Raw genomic sequence first — 21,086 nt, 5'->3', positions numbered from 1 at the left:
AAATTGCCCGAATGCCCAAGCGATCGTTTAGTGTGAGCGCGATGATGTTCGGGGACGATCTCAATGACACCCTGCCGCTGCCGGTGATCGAGACCGTCGCTGAGCGCTTCCGCCTGCTCAGTGACCCGACGCGCCTGCAGATCCTCAACGACCTGCACGCCCACGGTGAGCGCGCCGTCGGTGAACTCGTCAGCAGCCTCGGGCTCTCCTACGCGACCGCGTCCAAGCAACTCGCGCTGCTGCGCGCCCACCGGGTCGTCGCGCGCCGGCGCGAGGGCAACCGAGTCTTCTACCGGATCTCCGACCCCTCCCTGGAGGAGGTCTGCACCGTCGTCTGTCAGTCCGTCCGCGAGCACTGGGCCCAGTGGGGCAAACAGCTCGAGGCGACACTGCCCATCCAATAGGTCAAACGCGTATCAGAGGAGGAGGGTCCGTGGAGACAACAGCGGCACCCGGCAAGGTCGGGGAGATGGACACGAGTGAGCTGGAGGCGTTCGTCAACGAACTGATCCTGCGCCGGGAATCGGAGGTCCGTGACCCGAACATGGTCACCCTGATCGCTTGGGGTGGCGACCTCGACCGAATCTGGCCGACGACGATCCTCGCCACCACCGCGGCGGCGGGCGGAATGGACGTCGCCGTCTTCTTCACCTTCTGGGGCCTGTTCGGCCTCGTCAAGCCCGAGCGGCGACTCACCGGCACGAACCTGATGACCAAGGGCCTGTCGCTGATGAACCGCGGCAGCGCCAACCACGCCGCCCTGTCGAAGCTGAACATGGCCGGAGCGGGCCCGGCGATGATGCGCAAGCTCGCCACCCAGAACGGCGTCGCGCCGCCCGAGGAGCTGCTCGAGATGGCCAAGGACCTCGACGTGAAACTGTGGCCCTGCCGGATGACGATGGACCTGATGGGGCTCAAGGACGAGGACATGATCGACGGGCTCGATGAGGCCGCCGGGGCAGCGACCGCGCTCGAGCGGATGCAACGCTCGGCGATCAGCCTGTTCATCTGACCCGGCTCCGGGGAGGCTGAGGCTGCGCGGGCTCGGCGCCTGAGCGCCCGGCCAAAGCCGGATCGGGCATCATCGGCGGATGTGCGCGATCAGGCTGCTGTGACGGCGGCGAGCGACGGCCAGCTCGCCGCGATCGTCTCCTGGTGGGACACCCACCGCCGCGAGGTGCCCTGGCGGGCGACCCGGGACGTGTACGCGATCTGGGTCGCCGAGGTGATGTCCGTCCAGACGACCCTGTCCCGGGCGGTCACCGCCTGGGAGACGTGGATGGCGCGCTGGCCGACTGTCGAGGCGCTTGCGGCCGCGAGCCTCTCAGAGGTGCTCGCCCAGTGGCAGGGCCTGGGCTACCCGCGGCGGGCCCGGGACCTCCACCACGGCGCCCGGATCGTCTCCGAGACCGGATGGCCCGAGCCGCTCACCCGTCTGCCCGGCGTCGGACCCTACGTCGCGGCGGCGGTCGCCTGCTTCGCCCGCGAGGAGCCGGTGCTTCCCCGGGACGTCAACGTCAACCGGGTTCTCGCCCGGCGCTTCCCGGACGGCGTCGACATCGCCGCAGACCCATGGCGGTCCGGGCAGGCGCTGATGGAGTTCGGTCAGCGGGTGTGCCGGGCCCGGCCGGCCTGCGGCGACTGTCCGGCGCCCACAGGGTGCGGCGGGCCGGCCGCGGATGTCCACCACCCACCCCGCCGCCGGCAGGCGCCGTATCCGGGCAGCTTCCGGGAGCGGCGGGGCACCGTCCTCGCCGGCGTGCTCGCCGCCGGGCGCCTCCCCCGTGCGGGTACGGACCCCGAGGCGGCTGCGAGCCTCGCCCGGGACGGCCTGATCCGGATCGAGGGCGCCTGGCTGCTGAGCCCCGACTGACCTGCGGGCGACCGGCGGGCGACCAGCGGGGGGACGGCCCGCGTTGCGCCTCAGCAGTCGGGGTCGGGGTCGGCGTGGAGACTGTGGCCGGTCTCGGCCTCGTAGGCCTCGATGAACTTCAACCACAGCTCGCTGCGGGTCGGGAACGGCGCGATCGCGTGGGCGAGGCGGCCCAGGCTCACCTCGCCGATGACCGCGACGGTGGCGGCCTGGAGGAAGTCCGCCACCTCCGCTCCGACGAAGGTGACCCCGATCAGCCGCTCACGGTCGCGGTCGACGACGAACCGACTCGTCCCCGCCGCCCCGCGGCCATAGAAGCTCGCACCCGCCGTACCGGAGGTCGGCAGGTCGATCGCGATCGCGTCGACTCCCTGCTCCCGGGCGTCGGCGAAGGTGACGCCGACCGCAGCGACCTGGGGGTCACAGAAGATCACCCGCGGCGCGCCGGCGAGGTCGGCCCAGGCCCGGGCAGGCCGTCCGAGGATGTGATCGGCGGCGATGCGGGCCTGGTACTTGCCCGAGTGGGTGAGAAGCGAACGTCCGTTGATGTCCCCGACCGCGTAAAGCCCGGGCACACCGTCAACGCGCAGCTGATCGTCGACCGGGACCGGTCCGCGACCGCTCAGCCCGACGCTCTCCAACCCGAGATCCTCGGAGTGGGGCCGCCGTCCGATCGCCACGAGCAACTCAGAACCGGTCACCTCGGTGCCGTCCTCGAGCGTGACGGTCGTCGTCTGCCCCTGTCGGGTGACGGCGGTTGCCTTGCGGCCGATGTGCACGGTCACCCCGAGATCGCGCAGCGCCGCGGCGATCTCCTCACCGACGTAGGGCTCCTCACGGGCGAGCAGGCGGTCAAGGGCCTCGACGATCGTCACGTCACTGCCGAGGCTTGCCCACGCCTGGGCCATCTCGACCCCGACGACCCCGCCGCCGAGCACGGTGAGCGACGCCGGGACCGTCGTCGCGGTGGTGATCTCTCGGTTCGACCAGGCGGCCGCCTCGGCAAGGCCGGGGATCGGGGGGATCACCGGGCCGCTGCCGGTGGCGAGGATCACCGCTTCACGGGCGAAGAGGAGATCGTCACCGACCCGGACACGGGTGGCGCCCTCAAGGCGGCCACGCCCACGCACGAGCGTGATCCGGCGCTGCTGGAGCCACGGAACCTGGCTGCTGTCGTCGAGGTGGGCGATCACCTCGTCCCGGCGCGCGAGCACGGCGGCCGCATCTAGACGTCCGCCGTCGGCGAGCACGCCCGGCACCCGGCCGACCTCGGCGAGCAGCTCACCGGGGCGCAGCAGCGCCTTGGAGGGCATGCAGGAGTAGAAGGAGCATTCCCCGCCGACGAGTTCCTGCTCGACGATCACCACGTTCCGGCCGTTCTCGGCCAGCCGCCCGGCGGCGATCTCCCCGGCGGGACCGGCTCCGATCACGACCACATCACAGTCGCGTTCCATCTCAGCTCCCTCTCGTCGGTTGCCTGCGGACACGCCCGGACCGGACACCGCCCCGAGGAGCCCGGGCAACGCGGTCGGCGGGCGTTCGAGGCGTAGAGGCTCTCACATCCGCGCGCGGCGCGGGCCGCTGAGGCGGCCCCTCAGCGGCCGATGACGCTCAGTGAGGATTCGGGCAGGTGCGCGCCGGCGTGGGTCGCCGTGGTGGCCGGGGCATGGTCGACGACGAACACGTTCCAGAGCCCCGCCGGAGCCTCCCGGCGGTCACGTCCGGGGCGCCCGGCCAAGCGAGTGCGACCGTGTCCGGTGCGGGCGGCAAGAACATCGCGGCGCTCGGAGCCGGCCGGCACCCACTGGGGCGTTCCCGGCGCGGGCACCTTGATCGGCACGAGGCGCACCGGTTCTGCATCAGCCGGCGTCCGACGGGTGGCGTGAAGGCGCTGGTGCAGCAGGGTGCCCAGCACACGCCACCCATCCCGCCACGCATGCAGATTCGACACCCCCGAACGACGACACAACTCCCAGGACGGCACCTCCACCACCGACAACCCCGCCCGCAACGCCGAACACACCAACTCCATCTCAATCTCAAACCCATCCGCAACCAACCCCAACCGCCCCACATCCCGCCGCCAAAACGCACAAAACCCATAACACAAATCCGTGAACGCCACCCCGAACAGCCGATTCGCCAACCACACAAACCCCCGATTCCCGACATCCCGCAACCACGTGAAATCAGACGACCCACCCCCCGGCAAATACCGCGACCCCTTCACAAACTGAGCCCCCCCCACCAATGCATCGACAAACACCCCCACCTCACGCGGATCCGTCGACCCATCCGCATCCAACATCACCACCACATCACCTGAGGCCGCCGCAAACCCCGCCCGCAACGCCGCCCCCTTCCCCCGCGCCCGCTGATGCACCACCACCACATCCGGACGCACATCCGCCACCACCAACTCCGTCCCATCCACCGACAACCCATCCACCAACACCACCTCATCCACCCACCCAGGCAAATTCTCCATCACCCACCCCACCGACTCCTCCTCATTCAACGCCGGCACCACCACACTCACCGACGGACGGACGGCATCCGCCGCCGCTGTGACGGTCGTGCCCCGCCGCTCGGCGGAGGGCCCGGGCGCGGGGCGTCGTGCGGCTGCGGAAGGCCCGGGCAGCGCCCGGAGGATCGCCGTCGCGAGGAGGGCAGCGAGACCGATGATCGTGAGGACGGCGAAGAGCATTGGCGGAGACCTCGTGTGTTCAGCTGAAGAGCGGGCGTGCGGGTGCGGGGACGGGATCGATCACCGCGAAGACCCGCCCCGGCGGCTCGCCTTCGCGTGCACCGCCCCGGAACGTGCCGCCTGGTCATGACCCCTGTCCACAGCGCGTTGTGTTCGTCGGCGGCACGTGGCCCGACTTCGGCCCCATGCCTCATCCGTTTGATGCCGTGAAGGCTACCGGATGACTCCTGTGAGGTCGAGTACATTTACGCTCCAAATTTCAGGTTTTCGGGTTTGTCGAGGGTGCTCGACGGTGATGCGGTCCTCACCGGGCGCGGGAGCGAATATGGTGGCGCCATGTGCCCCGTACCCGAGCCTGCGCCCGCCGGGTCGACGGCGGAGGCGTCCGCCGAGGCTGCGCCCGCGCCGGAGGCGGCGCGCCTGGCCGATCCCGCCTGGCGTCGGTGGGGCCCCTTTCTGTCCGAGCGCGCGTGGGGGACCGTCCGCGAGGACTACTCCCCCGACGGGGAGGCGTGGCGATCCTTCCCCCACGACCACGCCCGCTCGCGCGCCTACCGATGGTCCGAGGATGGCCTCGGGGGGATCTGTGATGAGCGCCAGCGCCTCTGTTTCGCCTTCAGCTTCTGGAACGGCGCCGACCCGTTTCTCAAGGAACGGATCTTCGGCCTCAACGGGGAACAGGGCAATCACGGTGAGGACGCCAAGGAGTATTGGTGGTACCTCGACTCGACGCCGAGCCACAGTTGGATGCGCTGGCGCTATGTCTATCCCCAGCGAGCCTTTCCCTATCAGGATCTGATCGACGCGAACGCGCGCCGGGGACGCGAGCAACCCGAGTACGAGCTGCTCGACACCGGGGTGTTTGCCGAGGACCGCTACTGGGAGATCACCGCCGACTACGCCAAGGCGGGACCTGACGACCTGCGGATTCGGCTGTCGATCGTCAATCGCGGTCCCGAGCCGGCGAGCCTGCACGTCCTGCCGACCCTGTGGTTCCGTAACCGCTGGAGCTGGCAGCCGGGCGCGGTGGCGCCGGCGATCCGGCGTGACGGTGACGCGCTGGTGACCGGTGCCGAGGATGGCCTCGACGCCTACCGGCTGTCGGCGTCGCTGCCGCCGGTGGGGTCGGCGACACCGACCGGAGACCGCGCTGACCCGGGCGCGGGCGCCGTCACCCGACCCGGCGTGGTCACGCCGCTCTTCTGCGACAACGAGACGAATGCCACGGCGCTGTGGGGAAACCCCGAGAGCCCCGCCTACCCCAAGGACGGCATCGCCGACCACGTCGTCTCAGGCGGCGCCGCCGGGACGGTCAACCCCGCCGAACGGGGCAGCAAGGCGGCGCTATGGGTGACGCTCACCATCCCGGCCGGCGAGACCGCCGAACTTGCGTTGGTGCTGTGCGCGGAGGGGGCGGAGGTGGCGACCGACAGCTCAGCCGTATGGGAGGAGCGCCGCCGTGAGGCCGACGACTTCTACCGCCAGCTCGCGCCGACCGCCGACGCTGACCGCGCACGCGTGCTGCGTCAAGCCTGCGCGGGCATGCTCTGGTCCAAGCAGTTCTACCACTACGACGTGGGCCGCTGGCTGGACGGCGATCCCGGTCAGCCGCCCCCGCCGCCCGAGCGGCACCAGGGCCGCAACGCCCACTGGCGCCACCTGTCCAACCATGACGTGATCTCGATGCCCGACAAGTGGGAGTACCCGTGGTACGCCGCCTGGGACCTCGCCTTCCACACGATCGTGCTCGCCCACCTCGACCCCGGCTTCGCCAAGGAGCAGCTGCGGCTGCTGACCCGCGAGTGGTACGCCCACCCCGCCGGCAAGCTTCCCGCGTATGAGTGGAACTTCGACGACGTCAACCCGCCCGTCCACGCGATCGCGGCGCTGGCGGTCTACCGCCGCGACGGTTCCCGCGACCCGACCTGGCTCGCGCGGATCTTCCACAAGCTGTTGCTCAACTTCAGCTGGTGGGCCAACGCGAAGGATCCTGAGGAGCGCAACCTGTTCGGCGGCGGGTTCCTCGGCATGGACAACGTCGGCCCCTTTGACCGCTCGACGCCACTCCCGGACGGTCTTGTCCTCGAACAGGCCGACGGCACGGGCTGGATGGCGATCTACTGCCTGTCGATGCTGGAGATCGCCCTTGTCCTCGCCCACCACGATCGCGCCTATGAGGACGTCGCGATCACGTTCTTCGAGCACTTCACCCTGATCGCCGAGGCGATCAACGCCCACGGCCTGTGGGATGAAACCGACGGCTTCTACTACGACCGGGTGCGCCGCCCCGCCGACGGCACGGTGTGGCCGGTGCGAGTGGCGAGCATGACCGGCCTCATCCCGCTCTGCGCCGTCGCCACGGCCGAGCACACCGACGGCCTCAACGAGTTCAACCGGCGCGTCGGCGACTACCTGCGCCTCCACCCCGAGGCCCGCGATTACGTGCGCCCGGCCGTGGACGGGCGGCCGATGCTGATGGCCCTCGTCGGCCCGGAGAAGCTGACGGCGATCCTCTCCCGAGCGCTGGACCCGGACGAGTTTCTCTCCCCCCACGGCCTGCGTGCCCTGTCCGCCCGTTACCGCGACCGCCCCTACGCGTTCTTCATCGACGGTGAGCTGACCGCCTCCGTCGACTATGAGCCGGCCGAGTCGACGACGCCGCTGTTCGGCGGGAACTCCAACTGGCGGGGCCCCGTGTGGTTTCCGGTCAACTACCTCGTGCTCGGCGCACTGGCGCGGTTTGCCGCCGCCGACCCGGCCGGGGCGGTCCGCTGCCCAGCCCCGGGCCAGGCCGGCGGCCAGCTCACACTCGCCGAGGTGGTCAGCGACCTGTCCGAACGGCTCGTCTCGATCTTCTGCGCCGACGCCGACGGGCAGCGCCCGGTGTTCGGCGCCGCGGCCGGAATGCCGGCCGAATGGCAGGAGAACCTCCTCTTTCACGAGTACTTTCACGGTGACACGGGAGCCGGTCTCGGCGCCTCGCACCAGACGGGGTGGACGGGGCTGGTCGCCGACCTGATCATCGGCGGCCTCCAGGGGACCGAGACGAAATGAGCGCGGCCCGGGCGCCCACAGACCCGGCGGACCGGGCGCGCCGTCGGCCTGTCAGAATCGCGCCGTGAATTCAAGCTTCCGTCCCAATCTGTTCGACGGCCAAGTTGCCATCGTCTCCGGCGCCGGCTCGGGAATCGGCCGTGTCACCGCCCTCGAGCTCGCCGCGCTCGGCGCCGAGGTGTGGGTCTGTGGCCGGCGCCCGGAGCCGATCGAGGAGACCGCCGGGCTCGACCCGCACGGACGCATCCACCCGGTCGTCGCCGACATCCGCGAGGAGGCGGACGTCGAACGATTCCTCGACGCCGTACTCGGCGCCCACCCGAGGATCGACCTCCTCGTCAACAACGCAGGCGGACAGTTCCTCGCACCGGCGGAGACGATCAGCCCAAAGGGCTTTCGCACCGTCATCCGACTCAACGTCGAGGGGACGTGGCTGATGACCCATGCGGTCGCAACCCGGTCGATGATCCCATCCGGCGGCGGCAAGGTCGTCTCGGTCACCCTGTCGCCCCACAACGGACAGCCGGGGATGGCCCACTCCTCCGCCGCCCGGGCTGCGGTGGAGAACCTGATGCGCGTGCTGTCGATCGAATGGGCGCGCTTCAACATCAAGCTCAACGCGGTCGCCGCCGGACAGATCGGGACCGACGTCTTCTACACGAAGTACCCGCGCGAGGTCGTTGACACGATGGCCGCGTCCGTCCCCCTCGGCCGGGTCGGGACCCCGGAGGAGATCGCCGGGGCGATCCTCTACCTCGCCTCACCGGTCGGCGACTTCGTCTCCGGGACCGTTCTCACCGTCGACGGTGCCCGCGATGACTGGCTCGGCCCGTTCCCCCCACGAGAGATGGCCGGCGCCGACGGCAGCATGGTCGCCGAGCAGCGCAAGCCTCGGCGGGACTGACCCCGGCGTCGACAGCGGCGACCACTCGCACCGAACCATCCGCGTCCGGCGGCGATAAAGTTTGGCGATGACGGTCCTGACTTTCGCTCTCGCCTCCGCGTGACGACAATGTGAGTGATGGGGACGGCATTGACCCGAGATGCGCGCCCGCCCGGCGACCGCGCCGGCGCGGCGCCGACCGACCCGGTGGAGGTCGACGACCCGGCCGTTGCCGAACGGGCCCGCGACGACCGCTTGGCGCGCCGCGTGCGAACAGGCGACGATCGTGCCTTCGAGGCGCTCTACTGGCGCTACCAGGTGCCGCTGTCGCGGTATGCGCGCTCGATCGTCGGATCCGAGGCCGATGCGCAGGACGTCATGCAGACGGCGATGACCAAGGCCCTGCTCGCGCTGCGCGCCAACCGTCGCGACGCCCCGATGAAGGCGTGGTTGTTCCGGATCGTGCACAACGAGGCGATCTCCCTGCTGCGCCGCCGGCCGCCGGGGACCGATCGCGACCCGGAGTCGATCGTCGAGCTGGCGCTCGGCGAGAGCCGGGCCGCAGACGTGGTCGCCGAGGAGCGGGCCGCGCTGGCCACCCTCGTCGCGGACCTCAACGAGCTGGGCGAGCGCCAGCGCGCCGCGCTCGTGCTGCGGGAGCTGAGCGGGCTCACGCACGAGGAGATCGCCGCCGCGCTCGGGATCAGCGTCGGCGTCGCCCGCCAGACCGTGCTGGAGGCACGCCGGTCGCTGATGGAGTTCGGTCAGGGGCGTGAGATGAGCTGCGAGGAGATCCAGACGCTCGTGTCCGCGGGGGACCGGCGCACGCTGAAGGCCCGCCGCGTGCGCGGCCACCTTCGCGACTGCCAGGCCTGTACCGCCTTCTCGGGCGCGATCGACGCGCGAAGCCGTGCCCTGTCGGTGCTCGCTCCCCCGCTGCCGATCGCCGCCGCCGCCCTCCCGCTGCTGGGGGCGCTCGGCCACACCGGAGGAACGGGCGGCACCGCGACGACAGGCGGATCAGGCGCCTCGGGAGCCGCCACGGGAACCGCGGGCGGGTCCGCATCGGGCAGTGCGGCCCTCACCACCAAGGCGGGCCTCGGAGCGATCAGCGCCGTCAAAGTCGCCGCCGGCGGAGCGGCCCTCGTCGCAGCCGCCGGCGGTTCCCTCGCCGTGCTCGGCCACGCCGGCCGTCCGCATCGTGCGGGGGGCGCGCCGATGGTCCACAGCGACGTCCGCAGCGGCGATCGACCGACCTCCGGCCAGCCCGGCGGAGGAGCCGGCGCACAGCGGACGCCCGCAGGGGCGTTCAGCCGAACGTACGCCGGTCACAGCCCCGGACGCGACACGCCGGTCGGTGCCGGTCACCCACCGGCGCACGCTCAGGGCACCTCCGACGGCCACGCCCATGGCGCCGGCGCGACCCACGCGAGTGGCAGATCCGCTCGCCTCGGCGCCGGCCCACCCCGGCACGCCGGTTCGACGACCCACGGCCGCGCCGGGACAGCCGGCAGTTCGGCGACGCACGGCGGCGCGGGCCACCACAGCAACTCCGGGAGCGACGGCCGGTCAGGCACGCACGGCACCCTCGGGACCCATGGCCGATCGGGAGGCGCCAGCGCGAGCGGCCGCCACGGCGGCGCAGGCACCCACGGGCCCGGCGGCTCCAGCCGTCGCGGCGGAACGTCGAGCACCACGTCCGGCCGTCCCGCCGGCACCGGCCGCCAGACCAGCTCAACTCCCACCGGCGCACCGACCACGGCGAGACACGGCGGCGGACGTGGAGGCGCGAGCGCCTCCACCGGTTCCAGCGGGTCGGGCAGCGCCAACGCGACCGCGGGGACGGCGGGAACCACCACGACCGGCACCGCCACGACCGGCACCGCAGCGGGCGGGGGCGACACGAGCGGCGCCGGAACGGCCAGCCGCGGCACCGTCGCCGGCCGAACGACTCCGTCGACCGCGACGCCACCGACCGCGAACCTGGGCACGGCGTCTCCGGCTGGGGGACTCCCCTCGGGCAGCACCACCGCGGGCTGACGCGCCGCGTCCGGGACTAGCGGCAGTCGGTCCTGACGTCGGCTGGACCCGCGCGTCTCTCTTTCGACGGGAAGCGGAGGCCCGGCGTGTCCAGCCCAAGGAGAGAGAGTGCCGTTTTCCCGTTGCATCAGTCAACCCGCCGACGATCCGACGCCGCGTCCACCGGCAAGCGAGCCAGCCGCCAGGGTCGGCTCTCGCCCGCGGCAAGGGCGGCCCCTGCGCACTTTTTTCCGCATCCGGCCGACTTCGCCGGTCCGCCGGCGTTGGAACAGGCAACGGACGGAGAGCACCTCCGCCCTGGGACCTGAGGTCCGCGCCTGTCCCCCGGTGCGGCACTGAGGTTCGGGACCATACGGCCCCGCCAGGCCGGACCGGGAGTGCCCTCACCCTGAGGGCCTCCCCCGGTCCGGCCGCCATCGCACCCGGTCCGTTCTGCGGGCAAGCTCACATTGAGCCGACCGGTCCGCTGCGACAGTCATCGGTGTCGGTCCCCTCCACCCCCGTCTGAAAGGAGCACGGTTGACCCTCTCCGTCACCCTGATCCTGCTCTGCCTCGCCGTCGTCCTGACCCTCGCTGCCGGACGCATCATCAGCGGGCGAGAGACCCCGCGCCACCCGCCGGCGCCCACCGCGCCCGGCCGCGTCGAGTCCGAGCTGCTCCGGCGCCGCCTGCGCTCACGTCACAGCGCATGAAGTGATGGCCCGCCCCGCGCCCGATTGTGAGCGCTCACGCGGCCGGGGGGCCGGTCCGGCAGACCGGCCGAAACCGGGCCGTCTCGAAACCCGTCCGAACCCGCCGCGCGGGCCGGCCTCGGACCGGCCGGTCCTTTAGGCGCCCTTAGAGATAAGGTGCAGGGGACGGAGCAGCCCCACCGTTTTCAAAAGACCAGTAGGAAAAGGCCCCAATGAGCACTACGACAGAAACCGTGAAGCCGGGACCGGCCGGCGGCGCTCTGAGCGCCAAACCGAGTCCGACCTACGGCAGCCCACGCAAGCTCGGTGACACCGCCCGCCGGGACCGCTGGTGGATCGGCCCCGCCTGGGTCGTCACCTCGCTGACGCTCTTCGGCATCTACACGATCGTTCGGGTGATCGTCTCGACCAGGTACTCGGGCATCTACACCGACGGTGCGCACCTGCAGTCCCCGATGTTCTCGCCCGACCTGGCGGGCATCTTCGGATTCAAGACAACCCTGCCGTGGTCGTTCCTCGTGCTGTGGGCTCCGCTCGGGATGCGGAGCACCTGTTACTACTACCGCAAGAGCATCTACCGCTCCTACTTCCTCGCCCCGCCGTCCTGCGCGGTCGCCGGCGCGGCCCGGCGCAAGTACGACGGCGAGACGAAGTTCCCGTTCGTGTTCATGAACTTCCATCGGTTCTTCTGGTACGCGGCGGCGATCGTCGTCGGGTTCCTCTGGTTCGACGCGATCCGTGGTCTTTTCTACACCGTCCACGGCACCACCCACTTCGGGGTGAGTCTCGGCTCGTTGATCATGTTCGTCGACGTGATCGCCCTGTCGGGCTTCACCTTCGGCTGCAACAGTTTCCGTCACCTGATCGGCGGCGGACTCAACTGCTTCGACTGCTCGAGCTCGGCCAAGACCCGGCACGGGCTCTGGCAGCGCGTCAACATCCTCAACGTCAACCACCGGCAGTGGGCGTGGATCTCGATGTTCACCGTCTGGGGAACCGACCTCTACATCTGGCTCGCCGGCAGCGGCGTGTTCACCGACCCCCATCACATCTTCTAGAGGCGAAGCCATGGCCAAGATCGATACCCACAGCTATGACGTGATCGTGATCGGCTCGGGCGGCTCGGGCCTGCGGGCGGCGATCGCCGCCGCCGAGGCCGGGGCGCGGACCGCGGTCGTCTGCAAGTCCCTGCTGGGCAAGGCCCACACGGTGATGGCCGAGGGTGGGATGGCCGCCTCGCTCGGCAACGTCGCCCCGGAGGACAACTGGGGCACCCACTTCCAGGACACGATGTTCGGCGGCAAGTACCTGAGCAACTGGCGGATGGCCGAGCTGCACGCCCGCGAGGTGCCCGACCGGGCGATCGAACTCGAGCACTGGGGCGCCGTGTTCGACCGCACTCCCGAGCGCAAGATGTCCCAGCGTGCCTTCGGCGGGCACACCTACAACCGGCTCGTGCACATCGGCGACCGTACCGGCCTCGAGTTGATCCGAACGCTGCAGGACAAGACCGTCCACTCCGGCATCGACGTGTTCATGGAGACGACGGTCACGACCCTGATCAAGGAGGGCGACCGGGTCGTCGGCTGCTTCGGCTTCCGTCGCCCGACCGGGGAGTTCATCAGCTTCGCCACCAAGGCGCTCGTGCTCGCCACGGGCGGCTCCGGGCGGATCTACAAGATCACCTCGAACTCCCAGGACTGCACCGGGGACGGGTACCACCTCGCCTACGCGGCGGGCGCGGAGATGGTCGACATGGAGTTCATCCAGTTCCACCCGACCGGGATGGTGTACCCGCCCGGCGTCGCCGGACTGCTCGTCACCGAGGCGGTCCGCGGTGAGGGCGGACGGCTGTTCAACGCCAAGGGCGAGCGGTTCATGGAGCATTACGACCCCAAGCGGATGGAGCTGTCCACCCGTGACGTCGTCGCCCGGTCGATCTACACCGAGGTCAAGGAGGGGCGTGGCTCCCCGCACGGCGGCGCCTTCCTCGATGTCACTCACCTCGACCCCGAGTACGTCAAGATGCGGCTCCCGTCGATGTATGAGCAGTTCAAGGAACTCGCCGGCGTCGACATCACCAAGGAGCCGATGCAGGTCGGCCCGACCTGCCACTACTTCATGGGCGGGATCAAGGTCGACGCCGACACCGGCCAGACGTGTGTCCCGGGCCTGTTCGCCACCGGGGAGGCGTCCGGCGGGATGAACGGCGCCAACCGTCTCGGCGGCAACTCCCTTGGCGACCTACTCGTGTTCGGCCGCCGGGCCGGGATCGGTGCGGCGGAGGTCGCCAACGGGCTCGAGCCGGTGCGCCTGTCCGAGGACGCGGTCGCCGAGGCGCACCGCCAGGCCGAGGAGGACCTCACCGGCGGCCACCTCGACGGTGCCGAGAACCCGTTCAAGCTGCACAAGGAGCTGCAGAAGGCGATGGGGGACGGCGTCGGGATCTTCCGGGACCGGGAGGGACTCGAGGAGGCGATCGCCAAGGTCGAGGTCCTCTACGGGCGCGCCCAGGCCGCCCGTGCCCCGTCCCCGCGCCCTGACTACAACCCCGGCTGGCAGCTCTGTCAGGAGCTGCGCAACATGACGACCGTCTCTTTGATGATCGCCAAGGCCGCGCTGCTGCGAGAGGAGAGCCGCGGCGGTCACAGCCGCCTCGACTTCACCGCCTACGACGACTACTGGGCCGAGCACAACATCGTCCAGCGCGGGACCGGACCCGATCTCGAGCTGATTCCGACACCGGTCCTGAAGAAGGACGATCTGACCGAACTGGTCGAGGCCCGCAAGCTACAGGAGGCCGCCGCATGAGCGAGCATGAGATGAAGGGTGGCCCGCGCACGTTCCAGATCTGGCGCGGAGACGAGGCGGGCGGCGAGCTCGTGGAGTACCACCTCGAGACCGAGCCGGGGATGGTCGTCCTGGACGCGGTGCTCGAGATCCAGCGCGAGCAGGAGCCCGACCTCGCCGTGCGCTGGAACTGCAAGGCGGCCAAGTGCGGCTCGTGCTCGGCCGAGATCAACGGCAAGCCGCGGCTGATGTGCAAGACCCGGCTGGACCACCTGCCCGCGGACGAGCCGATCCAGGTCGAGCCGATGCGGGCCTTCCCGCCGATCCGCGACCTCGTCACCGACGTGTCCTGGAACTATGAGGTGAACAAGAAGATCCCGCCGTTCAGCCCGCGGGAGACCGCCGGGGAGATCTTCGAGATCGGCCAGGCCGACACGGACCGGATGAGCGAGTTCCGCAAGTGCATCGAGTGCTTCATGTGCCAGGACGTCTGCCACATCCTCCGCGACCACCGGCTGCAGGAGAAGTACTACGGGCCGCGGTTCATGGTCCGGCTCGCCTCCCTGGAGATGCACCCCCTCGACGGGGTCGACCGGATCGACCTGATCGCCGATCAGGCCGGGGTCGGCCTGTGCAACATCACCAAGTGCTGCACCGAGGTCTGCCCGGAGAACATCCACATCACCGACAACGCGATCATCCCGTTGAAGGAACGTGTCGCCGACGAACGGTATGACCCGCTGCTGAAGATCCTGCGCCGGACCGGGCGGAACCGGCGGGACGGACGCAAGAAGGTCTGAGCGCGAGCCCGTCCGCGGCGGCCTGGGGGCGCTTCGCCCCTCCCCCACCGGTGATCTGCACCTCGGGGCGCCGCGGACCGCGCTCGTCACCTGGCTGATGGCCCGCCCGGCGGGAGGTCGCTTCCTTCTGCGCCCGCTCCGCCTGCCCGCCTCCCCGGGGCACGCCGAACGCGAGCCCGCGGTTCCCGATGGTTCTCTGACCCCCGTTTGGGGTAGTGACCAACCTTGGCCCGCGGGCCACGTTAGGACGCATACGGACCGACCTCTGAAGCGGCACGGGACCCCGAAAGAAAGCACTGTCACCACCATGCTCACCTGCCCTGACGGGCGTGCCCAGCAGCCCGACCGCCGCCGTGTCGGCGCCGAGCGCGAGCTCCTGCTCAACAACCTGCCCCTCGCCGCCCGTCTCGCCCGGGACGGCGCCGACGACCACGCCGAGGACCCGACCCGGTTCGGGCGAGCGCTCGTCGGACTCGTGGACGCGGCCGCGAGCTTCGGCGCCGCGGGCGCGACCGGACGGTTCGGCGCCTACGCCGAACCCCGGATCGCGGCCGCCCTCGCCGAGTCGGCCGATCCCGTCCGGCTCGCCGATGCCCGGGCGACGATCGCCGCGGCGATCGCCAGCCGCCAGCGGGTGCGGGAGCTCGCTGCCTTCCTTGGCGTTCCGCCCGCCGCACTGGGGGGTGGGCTCGCCGACGCGCTCAGGTCGGACGGCCGCGCCGTCTGATGATCTTCTTCGAGTGAGATTTTCCCCGATCGTCTACCGTTTGCGCTAATCACCAACCATCTCAGGAGCTGTCAGAGAGATGCCTACCTACGAACAACTTGGATTCGGGCAGGGCGCCAGCCTCACCGGCGATCGTGCACGCTCCGTCTTCGGCCACGTGATGGGCCTCGTCGCCTGCACGCTCGGATTTGCGGCGCTCGGCGCCTATATCGCCCGCGATCTCAACGGCGGCGGTGGAATCATCTTCTTCCTGCTCGCCTTCGGCGGCCTGTTCGGACTCAACCACGCCGCCGCCCGCGGCCGCGAGTCCCTCGCCACGGCGATGCTGTTCGGCGTCGGCCTGCTGCTCGGCCTCGCGGTCGGACCGATCCTCAACTACTACGCCCACGCCAACCCCGGCGCGGTCTATGAGGCGGCCGGCTCGACGGGACTGTTCGTCGCGGCCCTCGGTACCTACGGCTACAGCACCCGGCGTGACCTGTCGGTCTATATGCGCGGGCTCCTGTGGGCGTTCCTCGCGGTGTTCGTCTTCGGCCTCGTCGCCCTGTTCGTGGCGATCCCCGGGTCGAACATCATCTACTGCGTCGCGATGCTCGTGATCTTCGGCGGATTCACCGCCTTTGATTTTCAGCGGCTCGCCCGCAACCCGAGTTATCAGACGGCCGCGCCGATCGCCGCGGCGATCTTCCTCGACATCTTCAACGTCTTCCTGCTGCTGCTGAGCCTGTTCGGCGGCGGCTCGAGCCGTCGCTAGACCCGCCGAGGCGCAACGATCCGTCCCACGGTTCGGGCGGCCCTCGCGGCCGCCGCCCTCGCGGCCGGACTGGTGCTCAGCGCGTGCGGAGCCCAGTCCGGCCCCTCGTCGGTCGCGACAGGCCCGCCGTCGGCCGCGACCGCCGGCCTGACGAGCACGACGACGACGTACACCTACACGGTCGTCGGCACGACCCCCAGCGGTCAGACCGAGACCGAGACCGACGCGTACGTGAGCACGACGCCAGCCGGCCCGAACGGGGTCGCGCTCGAGCCGGGGCCACTGCTGCCGGCCGCGAGCCCCAGCCTCACCGGTCAGACGATCGACGGGATCGGCTGCAGCCGGCTGACCCAGCTCGCCTACCAGGCCTACGCGCACCTGCAGATCGACCGTCGCGGCCGGCCCCAGGCCCTGCCGGGCGGGATCGGGCTCGTCACGCCGGTGCCGTCAGCCACCGGCACGGTGACCACCTACAGCGCGGACCTGTGCTCCTACTGGATCCACACCCGCGCCGCCAACGGCCTGATTGAGGTCGACTCCCCCGCCCCGGAGACCTTCACGCTCGGGGACCTGTTCGACATCTGGGGCCAGCCGCTCGGCGTCCGGCGGGTCGCCGGGGACCGCGGCCGGGTCACCGCAATCGTCAATGGTCGCCGCTGGCACGGCAGCCCACGGGCGATCCCGCTGCGCGAGCACGAGTCGATCGAGCTGGCGGTCGGGCGTCCGATCCCGCGCTTCCATGCCGTCGACTGGGCGGCGACACAGCTGTGAGCGGGGCGGTGATCGTCTCCTATGACGGGACCGCCAACGATGATGACGCGCTCGTCCTCGGAGCCGGACTCGTCCGTCGGGGCGGCGGGACCCTCGCCCTCGCCTATGTCCGACACTCCCGCGAGATCGATCCGCGCCGGGAGGCGCTCGCCCAGTTCGACGCCGAGCGGCGTCTGCGCAGCGGCCTCGCCCTGCTCGACGTTCCCGACGCAGACGTGCATGTCCTGTTCAGCGCCTCAACCGCCGACGGCCTCACTGAGCTGGCGGCAGCGACCGCAGCCGCGGTGATCGTGTTCGGCTCCGACTACCGCACCGCACCCGGGCGGGCCGAGCCGGGCGCGAGCGCCCAACGCCTGCTTGACGGGGCCCCGACGGCGATTGCCGTCGCCCGGGCGGGCCTGCGTCTCACCCGCAGCCGGCCGTTGGCCACCGTCGCCGCCGTCAACCCACAGGACGACCCGGCCGTCGAGGCGACCGTCGTCGCGCTGAACCAACGGCTCGGCGCCCGGCGGGTGGGGGCGGAGACCGACGGTGTCGACCTGCTCGTCGTCGGCTCGCGGCCGGGAGCGCGCACCGGCCGCGTCGCGCTGTCGGGCCGCACTCGCGCCACGCTCAACGGCGCCCGCGGATCGGTGCTCGTGCTCGCACGCGAACGGCCGCTGGCGCTTGGGAACGCCGGGTCCGGCCCCGCCACGGCCGGCCCCGCCGGCCCCTGAGCGCGCTCGAAGGCCCCTTGCCCCACCCCGTACGCTGTGGGCGCGATGCCCGGAGCGATGCCCCCTGACCACGCCCGTGCCGTCCGTGAGCACCGACCCCTCAGCCGCGCCCAGCGACGGCTCGCGCTGATCGCCACGACGGCCGTCATCGCGCTCACCACGGTCGTCATCCTCCTCACCACCGGGGGCCCGCCTCAGCTCGGCTGCATCAACACCTATCTGCCGGGCGCGATGGGCGCGGAGGCGTTGCACGAGTGCGGGAGCGAGGCGCGGCAGACCTGCGCGACCCTGCACGACTCCTTCCGTCAGTACGGCCAGGTCGGCGAGCTGATCATGGAACGGGCCTGCCGGACCGGCCGACTGCCTGTCGGCTGACCGCTGGCTGGCCATCTGGACAGAACCGCTTGGCCACAGGGCCGTGGCCGTATGTCGAATCGGTCCTGATCAGGCTTAGACGAGCGGACATGGCCGCGCCCGAGCCGCTCGGGGACCCTTTCCGGTGTACCGACCCGTCGGGTCGTACGGCCGCGGTGACGCGGCGATGTCAACCGAGTCCCTCTGAGGCGAGGGCAAGGAGATCCATGACCACCTTTAGTAACTACGCGGGGACGTGGCTTGTCGGGGGCGACACCGCCTGGCAGATCACCGCCGCGACGCTCGTCGGACTGATGAGCATCCCCGGACTGGCGGTCCTGTATGGCGGCGTCATGCAGAAGCGCTGGTCGATCAACTCGATGATGCTGACCTTTGCCGGGTTCTCGACGGTGGTGATCGTCTGGGTCCTGTACGCGTACAAGATGGGCTTCGGCCACTCGTGGACGGGTGCGGGCACCGGGTTCTTCCATAACTTCATCGGGCGGCCCGGCCCGGTGCTGAGCCCAAGCGGGGAGCAGAGCCAGGGGATCATCCCGACGTCGGCCACGGCGACGGGCTTCCCGATGTCGGCCCTCGTCTACTTCCAGCTCGTCTTCGCCGCGATCACGCCGCTGCTGATGCTCGGATCGGTGCTCGGTCGGATCAGCTTCAAGGCGTGGATTCCCTTCACCGCCCTGTGGTGCTCGATCGTCTACACCGTCGACGCGTTCCTGATCTGGGGCGGCGGCTTCTTCGCCCAGAAGGGCGCCCTCGACTTCTCCGGTGGGTACGTGATCCACCTCTCCGCCGGTGTCTCGGGGTTCGTCCTCGCGGCGGTGATCGGTCCACGACTGGAACGCGACCGGGAGATCGACGCGCCGAACAACGTCGCGATGGTCGCCGTCGGCGCCGGACTGCTGTGGATGGGCTGGAACGGCTTCAACGGCGGGGACCCGTACACGGCGAACGCCTCGGCGGCCGCGGCTGTGCTCAACACGAACCTGACGACCGCCGTCGCGCTGATGATCTGGGTCGCCTGGGACTACCTCACCGGTCGCAAGCCGAGCCTGCTCGGAGCGATCAACGGGATGATCACCGGATTGGTGGCGATCACACCCGCCGCCGGTTACGTCGACGGCTGGGGGGCGATCGCGCTCGGGGTGATCGCGTCGACGATCGTCTACTTCGCGCTCAACTATCTCAGCCGGGTGCGACCGTTCCGCAACGTCGACGACACCCTCGGGGTGATCTACACCCATGGGATCGCCGGCTTCGCCGGCGGGTTGCTCGTCGGCATCTTCGCCGACCCGAACATGGCGGTGAACTATTCGGTCCACAAGGTCGGGCACAAGCTCGTCTACCTCGCCCACGGCTCTTCGGCCGGGCTGATCTACGGCAGCGGACACCTGTTGCTGTGGCAGTTGATCGCCGGCGTGTGGGTGATCCTCTGGTCCGGCGTGGCGACCTTCGTGATCGCCAAACTCGTCAACCTCGTCATCCCCCTGCGGATGTCGGAGGAGAACATGGAGATCGGCGACGTCGCCGAGCACGGCCACGAGGTCTACCCCTCTGACGTTCCGTCACTCGGGTACCCGGGCACGGTGACCGCCGCACCGGCCCGCGCCTGAGGCCGGTGCGGGCCGACCGGGCCAGGCAAGCGACGGAAGCCCTGCGGTGGGACACGCCCACGCACCGGGCACCGGCCCTGAGGATTCCGGGGGGGCGGCATTTGCCGCCCCCCCGGTCCCTGGGGCCCACCGTCGGATGAGCCCGATCCGGCTCGTCGAAGCCGCCCTCGACGGCCTCGACCTGACCGGGCTCGTGGCGGCGACCGCCGCGGGCTGTGGCCGGGCCGTCAGCGCCGTCCTCCCCGACCTCGGCCCGCCCCGCCACGCGCCGGAGGGCGCCCCAGGCCGGGATGGGCGGCTGCTCGACTACGCCGCCGCCCTGCGTGGCGGTGCCCCGGCGACCCTCCCGGACGGGGTTGCCGGGGTCGCGCCGGTCAGGATCGGCGGGTCGACCGTCGGGGTCATCGCCGCCTTCGGCGCCGGACCGGCCGGCGCGGCTCTCGAGCCGTGGCTCGAGGCGGCCGCGGCCGCCGCCGCCGTGATCGCCCGCCTCGGCAGCGGAGAGGAACCGGGACGTGACGGCGGACAGAACGGTCGCCGGCGCTTGCTGCACGCGCTCGAGAGCGCCGATCCGGCCGAGCTGGGCCGCCTCCTCGAGCGAGCCGCCGCCTCCGGGGTCGAACTCCGCGCCGGCGCGATCGGTGTCTGCGCGCTCGGTCCCGCCGACTGCCTCGAGGTGCCGACCGCGCCCGCCGGAACGCTCGTCGACGCCGTCGAGCCCGGTCGGGTCCTCGGCCTGCTCCCCGCCGGGCTGGCGGGGGCAGACGTGCTGATCGACCGCTGGCTCGCTGACTGGCGTGCCTGCGGAGCCGACGGGGCGCGCTCGGCGGCACGGACCGGCCCCGGAGAGGTCCAGGGCGCCCTGTGGGAGGCGGCGCTGCTGGCCGAACTGGCCGCCGGACCCGGGCTCACCCCGCTCTCCGATGCCCAGGGTGACACCTACCGTCTGCTCGTCGGGCTGTTCCTCCACACGCCCGAGGCGGTCGTCGCCCTGCGGGCAGGGACTGTCGAGGAGCTCGAGCGCTACGACGCCCTGCACGACACCGAACTGGCCGTCACCCTCGCGGCGTTCCTCGCCCACGACGGGTCGACGACCGACACCGCCGAGGCGCTCGGCCTGCACCGCCACACCGTCGGGTACCGGCTCAGCCGGATCCAGGAGGTGGCGGGCCTCTCCCCCTATGACTCCGAGGGCCGGGAGCGACTCTCGCTCGGGCTCAAGGCCGACCGGATCCTCGCCGCCGACCGCCGGCGGCGGGCCCGGTGGCCCGCCGCCGGACCGGGCGCCTGAGCGCG

At 71.0% G+C, this 21,086-nt stretch carries 19 protein-coding genes and 1 pseudogene; 18 read left to right on the top strand and 2 right to left on the bottom strand.

The window, feature by feature from the left end:
• The first annotated feature begins 41 nt into the window (after positions 1 to 41).
• The 3 genes from M3M55_RS06945 to M3M55_RS06935 all read left to right on the top strand — a co-directional run bounded on the left by M3M55_RS06945 (position 42) and on the right by M3M55_RS06935 (position 1,873).
• Positions 42 to 404: a helix-turn-helix transcriptional regulator gene (locus M3M55_RS06945; RefSeq protein WP_249012096.1), complete on the top strand. Its 363-nt coding sequence runs from the start codon at positions 42 to 44 to the stop codon at positions 402 to 404.
• 29 nt (positions 405 to 433) lie between these two features.
• On the top strand, positions 434 to 1,012 hold the full coding sequence (locus tag M3M55_RS06940; RefSeq protein WP_249012095.1) for a DsrE/DsrF/DrsH-like family protein: 579 nt from the start codon (positions 434 to 436) through the stop codon (positions 1,010 to 1,012).
• An 81-nt stretch (positions 1,013 to 1,093) separates the two neighbouring features.
• The gene (locus M3M55_RS06935) at positions 1,094 to 1,873 is read left to right on the top strand and encodes an A/G-specific adenine glycosylase (RefSeq protein ID WP_249012094.1); all 780 of its coding nucleotides are present in this window, start codon (positions 1,094 to 1,096) and stop codon (positions 1,871 to 1,873) included.
• 50 nt (positions 1,874 to 1,923) lie between these two features.
• Here the strand turns inward: M3M55_RS06935 and M3M55_RS06930 are convergent, their stop codons facing one another.
• Positions 1,924 to 3,327 carry an NAD(P)/FAD-dependent oxidoreductase gene (locus M3M55_RS06930; protein ID WP_249012093.1) on the bottom strand — a complete coding sequence of 468 codons (1,404 nt, stop codon included), beginning with the start codon at positions 3,325 to 3,327 and terminating at the stop codon, positions 1,924 to 1,926.
• Positions 3,328 to 3,467: 140 nt separating this feature from the next.
• Complete coding sequence (locus M3M55_RS06925; protein WP_249012092.1) at positions 3,468 to 4,580, bottom strand: glycosyltransferase family 2 protein; 1,113 nt, start codon at positions 4,578 to 4,580, stop codon at positions 3,468 to 3,470.
• 336 nt (positions 4,581 to 4,916) lie between these two features.
• Here M3M55_RS06925 and M3M55_RS06920 point away from each other — a divergent pair, with 336 nt between their 5' ends.
• The 15 genes and pseudogenes from M3M55_RS06920 (at position 4,917) to M3M55_RS06850 (ending at position 21,081) form a co-directional block, all read left to right on the top strand.
• Complete coding sequence (locus tag M3M55_RS06920) at positions 4,917 to 7,634, top strand: hypothetical protein (RefSeq protein WP_249012091.1); 2,718 nt, start codon at positions 4,917 to 4,919, stop codon at positions 7,632 to 7,634.
• Positions 7,635 to 7,698: 64 nt separating this feature from the next.
• Positions 7,699 to 8,538 carry an SDR family oxidoreductase gene (locus tag M3M55_RS06915; protein ID WP_249012090.1) on the top strand — a complete coding sequence of 280 codons (840 nt, stop codon included), beginning with the start codon at positions 7,699 to 7,701 and terminating at the stop codon, positions 8,536 to 8,538.
• A gap of 117 nt (positions 8,539 to 8,655) precedes the next feature.
• Positions 8,656 to 10,557, top strand: a complete 1,902-nt coding sequence (locus M3M55_RS06910; protein ID WP_249012089.1) for an RNA polymerase sigma factor — start codon at positions 8,656 to 8,658, stop codon at positions 10,555 to 10,557.
• Positions 10,558 to 11,076: 519 nt separating this feature from the next.
• Positions 11,077 to 11,250 (top strand): hypothetical protein, encoded by a 174-nt coding sequence (locus M3M55_RS06905; RefSeq protein WP_249012088.1) that lies wholly within the window; start codon positions 11,077 to 11,079, stop codon positions 11,248 to 11,250.
• A 212-nt stretch (positions 11,251 to 11,462) separates the two neighbouring features.
• Positions 11,463 to 12,308, top strand: a complete 846-nt coding sequence (locus M3M55_RS06900; RefSeq protein ID WP_249012087.1) for a hypothetical protein — start codon at positions 11,463 to 11,465, stop codon at positions 12,306 to 12,308.
• A gap of 10 nt (positions 12,309 to 12,318) precedes the next feature.
• Positions 12,319 to 14,061 carry an FAD-binding protein gene (locus tag M3M55_RS06895; RefSeq protein ID WP_249012086.1) on the top strand — a complete coding sequence of 581 codons (1,743 nt, stop codon included), beginning with the start codon at positions 12,319 to 12,321 and terminating at the stop codon, positions 14,059 to 14,061.
• Positions 14,058 to 14,840 carry a succinate dehydrogenase/fumarate reductase iron-sulfur subunit gene (locus tag M3M55_RS06890; RefSeq protein ID WP_249012085.1) on the top strand — a complete coding sequence of 261 codons (783 nt, stop codon included), beginning with the start codon at positions 14,058 to 14,060 and terminating at the stop codon, positions 14,838 to 14,840. Before M3M55_RS06895 ends, M3M55_RS06890 begins: the two co-directional genes overlap by 4 nt.
• 22 nt (positions 14,841 to 14,862) lie before the next feature.
• Positions 14,863 to 14,928: pseudogene (locus M3M55_RS17415) on the top strand (hypothetical protein); the annotation flags it as partial.
• Positions 14,929 to 15,147: 219 nt separating this feature from the next.
• A complete protein-coding gene (locus M3M55_RS06880; RefSeq protein ID WP_249012084.1) occupies positions 15,148 to 15,567 on the top strand; it encodes a hypothetical protein in 420 nt (139 codons plus the stop codon).
• Between the two features lie 79 nt (positions 15,568 to 15,646).
• Positions 15,647 to 16,321, top strand: coding sequence for a Bax inhibitor-1 family protein (locus M3M55_RS06875; RefSeq protein WP_249012083.1), 675 nt, complete (start codon positions 15,647 to 15,649; stop codon positions 16,319 to 16,321).
• 72 nt (positions 16,322 to 16,393) lie between these two features.
• Positions 16,394 to 17,092 carry a hypothetical protein gene (locus M3M55_RS06870; protein WP_249012082.1) on the top strand — a complete coding sequence of 233 codons (699 nt, stop codon included), beginning with the start codon at positions 16,394 to 16,396 and terminating at the stop codon, positions 17,090 to 17,092.
• Positions 17,089 to 17,808 carry a universal stress protein gene (locus tag M3M55_RS06865; protein WP_249012081.1) on the top strand — a complete coding sequence of 240 codons (720 nt, stop codon included), beginning with the start codon at positions 17,089 to 17,091 and terminating at the stop codon, positions 17,806 to 17,808. Before M3M55_RS06870 ends, M3M55_RS06865 begins: the two co-directional genes overlap by 4 nt.
• A gap of 57 nt (positions 17,809 to 17,865) precedes the next feature.
• Entirely contained in the window at positions 17,866 to 18,183 is a 318-nt protein-coding gene (locus M3M55_RS06860; protein WP_249012080.1) for a hypothetical protein, read from the top strand.
• Positions 18,184 to 18,389: 206 nt separating this feature from the next.
• Positions 18,390 to 19,790 (top strand): ammonium transporter, encoded by a 1,401-nt coding sequence (locus M3M55_RS06855; protein ID WP_249012079.1) that lies wholly within the window; start codon positions 18,390 to 18,392, stop codon positions 19,788 to 19,790.
• Positions 19,791 to 19,926: 136 nt separating this feature from the next.
• Positions 19,927 to 21,081: a CdaR family transcriptional regulator gene (locus M3M55_RS06850; RefSeq protein ID WP_249012078.1), complete on the top strand. Its 1,155-nt coding sequence runs from the start codon at positions 19,927 to 19,929 to the stop codon at positions 21,079 to 21,081.
• Positions 21,082 to 21,086: the final 5 nt, after the last annotated feature.

It is taken from the genome of Conexibacter sp. DBS9H8 (assembly GCF_023330685.1).
Taxonomy (GTDB): domain Bacteria; phylum Actinomycetota; class Thermoleophilia; order Solirubrobacterales; family Solirubrobacteraceae; genus Palsa-465.
This window is presented reverse-complemented; position numbering and strand designations above follow the sequence as displayed.

Coding starts and splice junctions, on each gene's coding strand:
- M3M55_RS06945 (WP_249012096.1), top strand. CDS start 42: ATGATGTTCGGGGACGATCTCAATGACACCCTGCCGCTGCCGGTGATC.
- M3M55_RS06930 (WP_249012093.1), bottom strand. CDS start 3,327: ATGGAACGCGACTGTGATGTGGTCGTGATCGGAGCCGGTCCCGCCGGG.
- M3M55_RS06925 (WP_249012092.1), bottom strand. CDS start 4,580: ATGCTCTTCGCCGTCCTCACGATCATCGGTCTCGCTGCCCTCCTCGCG.
- M3M55_RS06920 (WP_249012091.1), top strand. CDS start 4,917: ATGTGCCCCGTACCCGAGCCTGCGCCCGCCGGGTCGACGGCGGAGGCG.
- M3M55_RS06910 (WP_249012089.1), top strand. CDS start 8,656: ATGGGGACGGCATTGACCCGAGATGCGCGCCCGCCCGGCGACCGCGCC.
- M3M55_RS06900 (WP_249012087.1), top strand. CDS start 11,463: ATGAGCACTACGACAGAAACCGTGAAGCCGGGACCGGCCGGCGGCGCT.
- M3M55_RS06895 (WP_249012086.1), top strand. CDS start 12,319: ATGGCCAAGATCGATACCCACAGCTATGACGTGATCGTGATCGGCTCG.
- M3M55_RS06890 (WP_249012085.1), top strand. CDS start 14,058: ATGAGCGAGCATGAGATGAAGGGTGGCCCGCGCACGTTCCAGATCTGG.
- M3M55_RS06880 (WP_249012084.1), top strand. CDS start 15,148: ATGCTCACCTGCCCTGACGGGCGTGCCCAGCAGCCCGACCGCCGCCGT.
- M3M55_RS06875 (WP_249012083.1), top strand. CDS start 15,647: ATGCCTACCTACGAACAACTTGGATTCGGGCAGGGCGCCAGCCTCACC.
- M3M55_RS06860 (WP_249012080.1), top strand. CDS start 17,866: ATGCCCCCTGACCACGCCCGTGCCGTCCGTGAGCACCGACCCCTCAGC.
- M3M55_RS06855 (WP_249012079.1), top strand. CDS start 18,390: ATGACCACCTTTAGTAACTACGCGGGGACGTGGCTTGTCGGGGGCGAC.
- M3M55_RS06850 (WP_249012078.1), top strand. CDS start 19,927: ATGAGCCCGATCCGGCTCGTCGAAGCCGCCCTCGACGGCCTCGACCTG.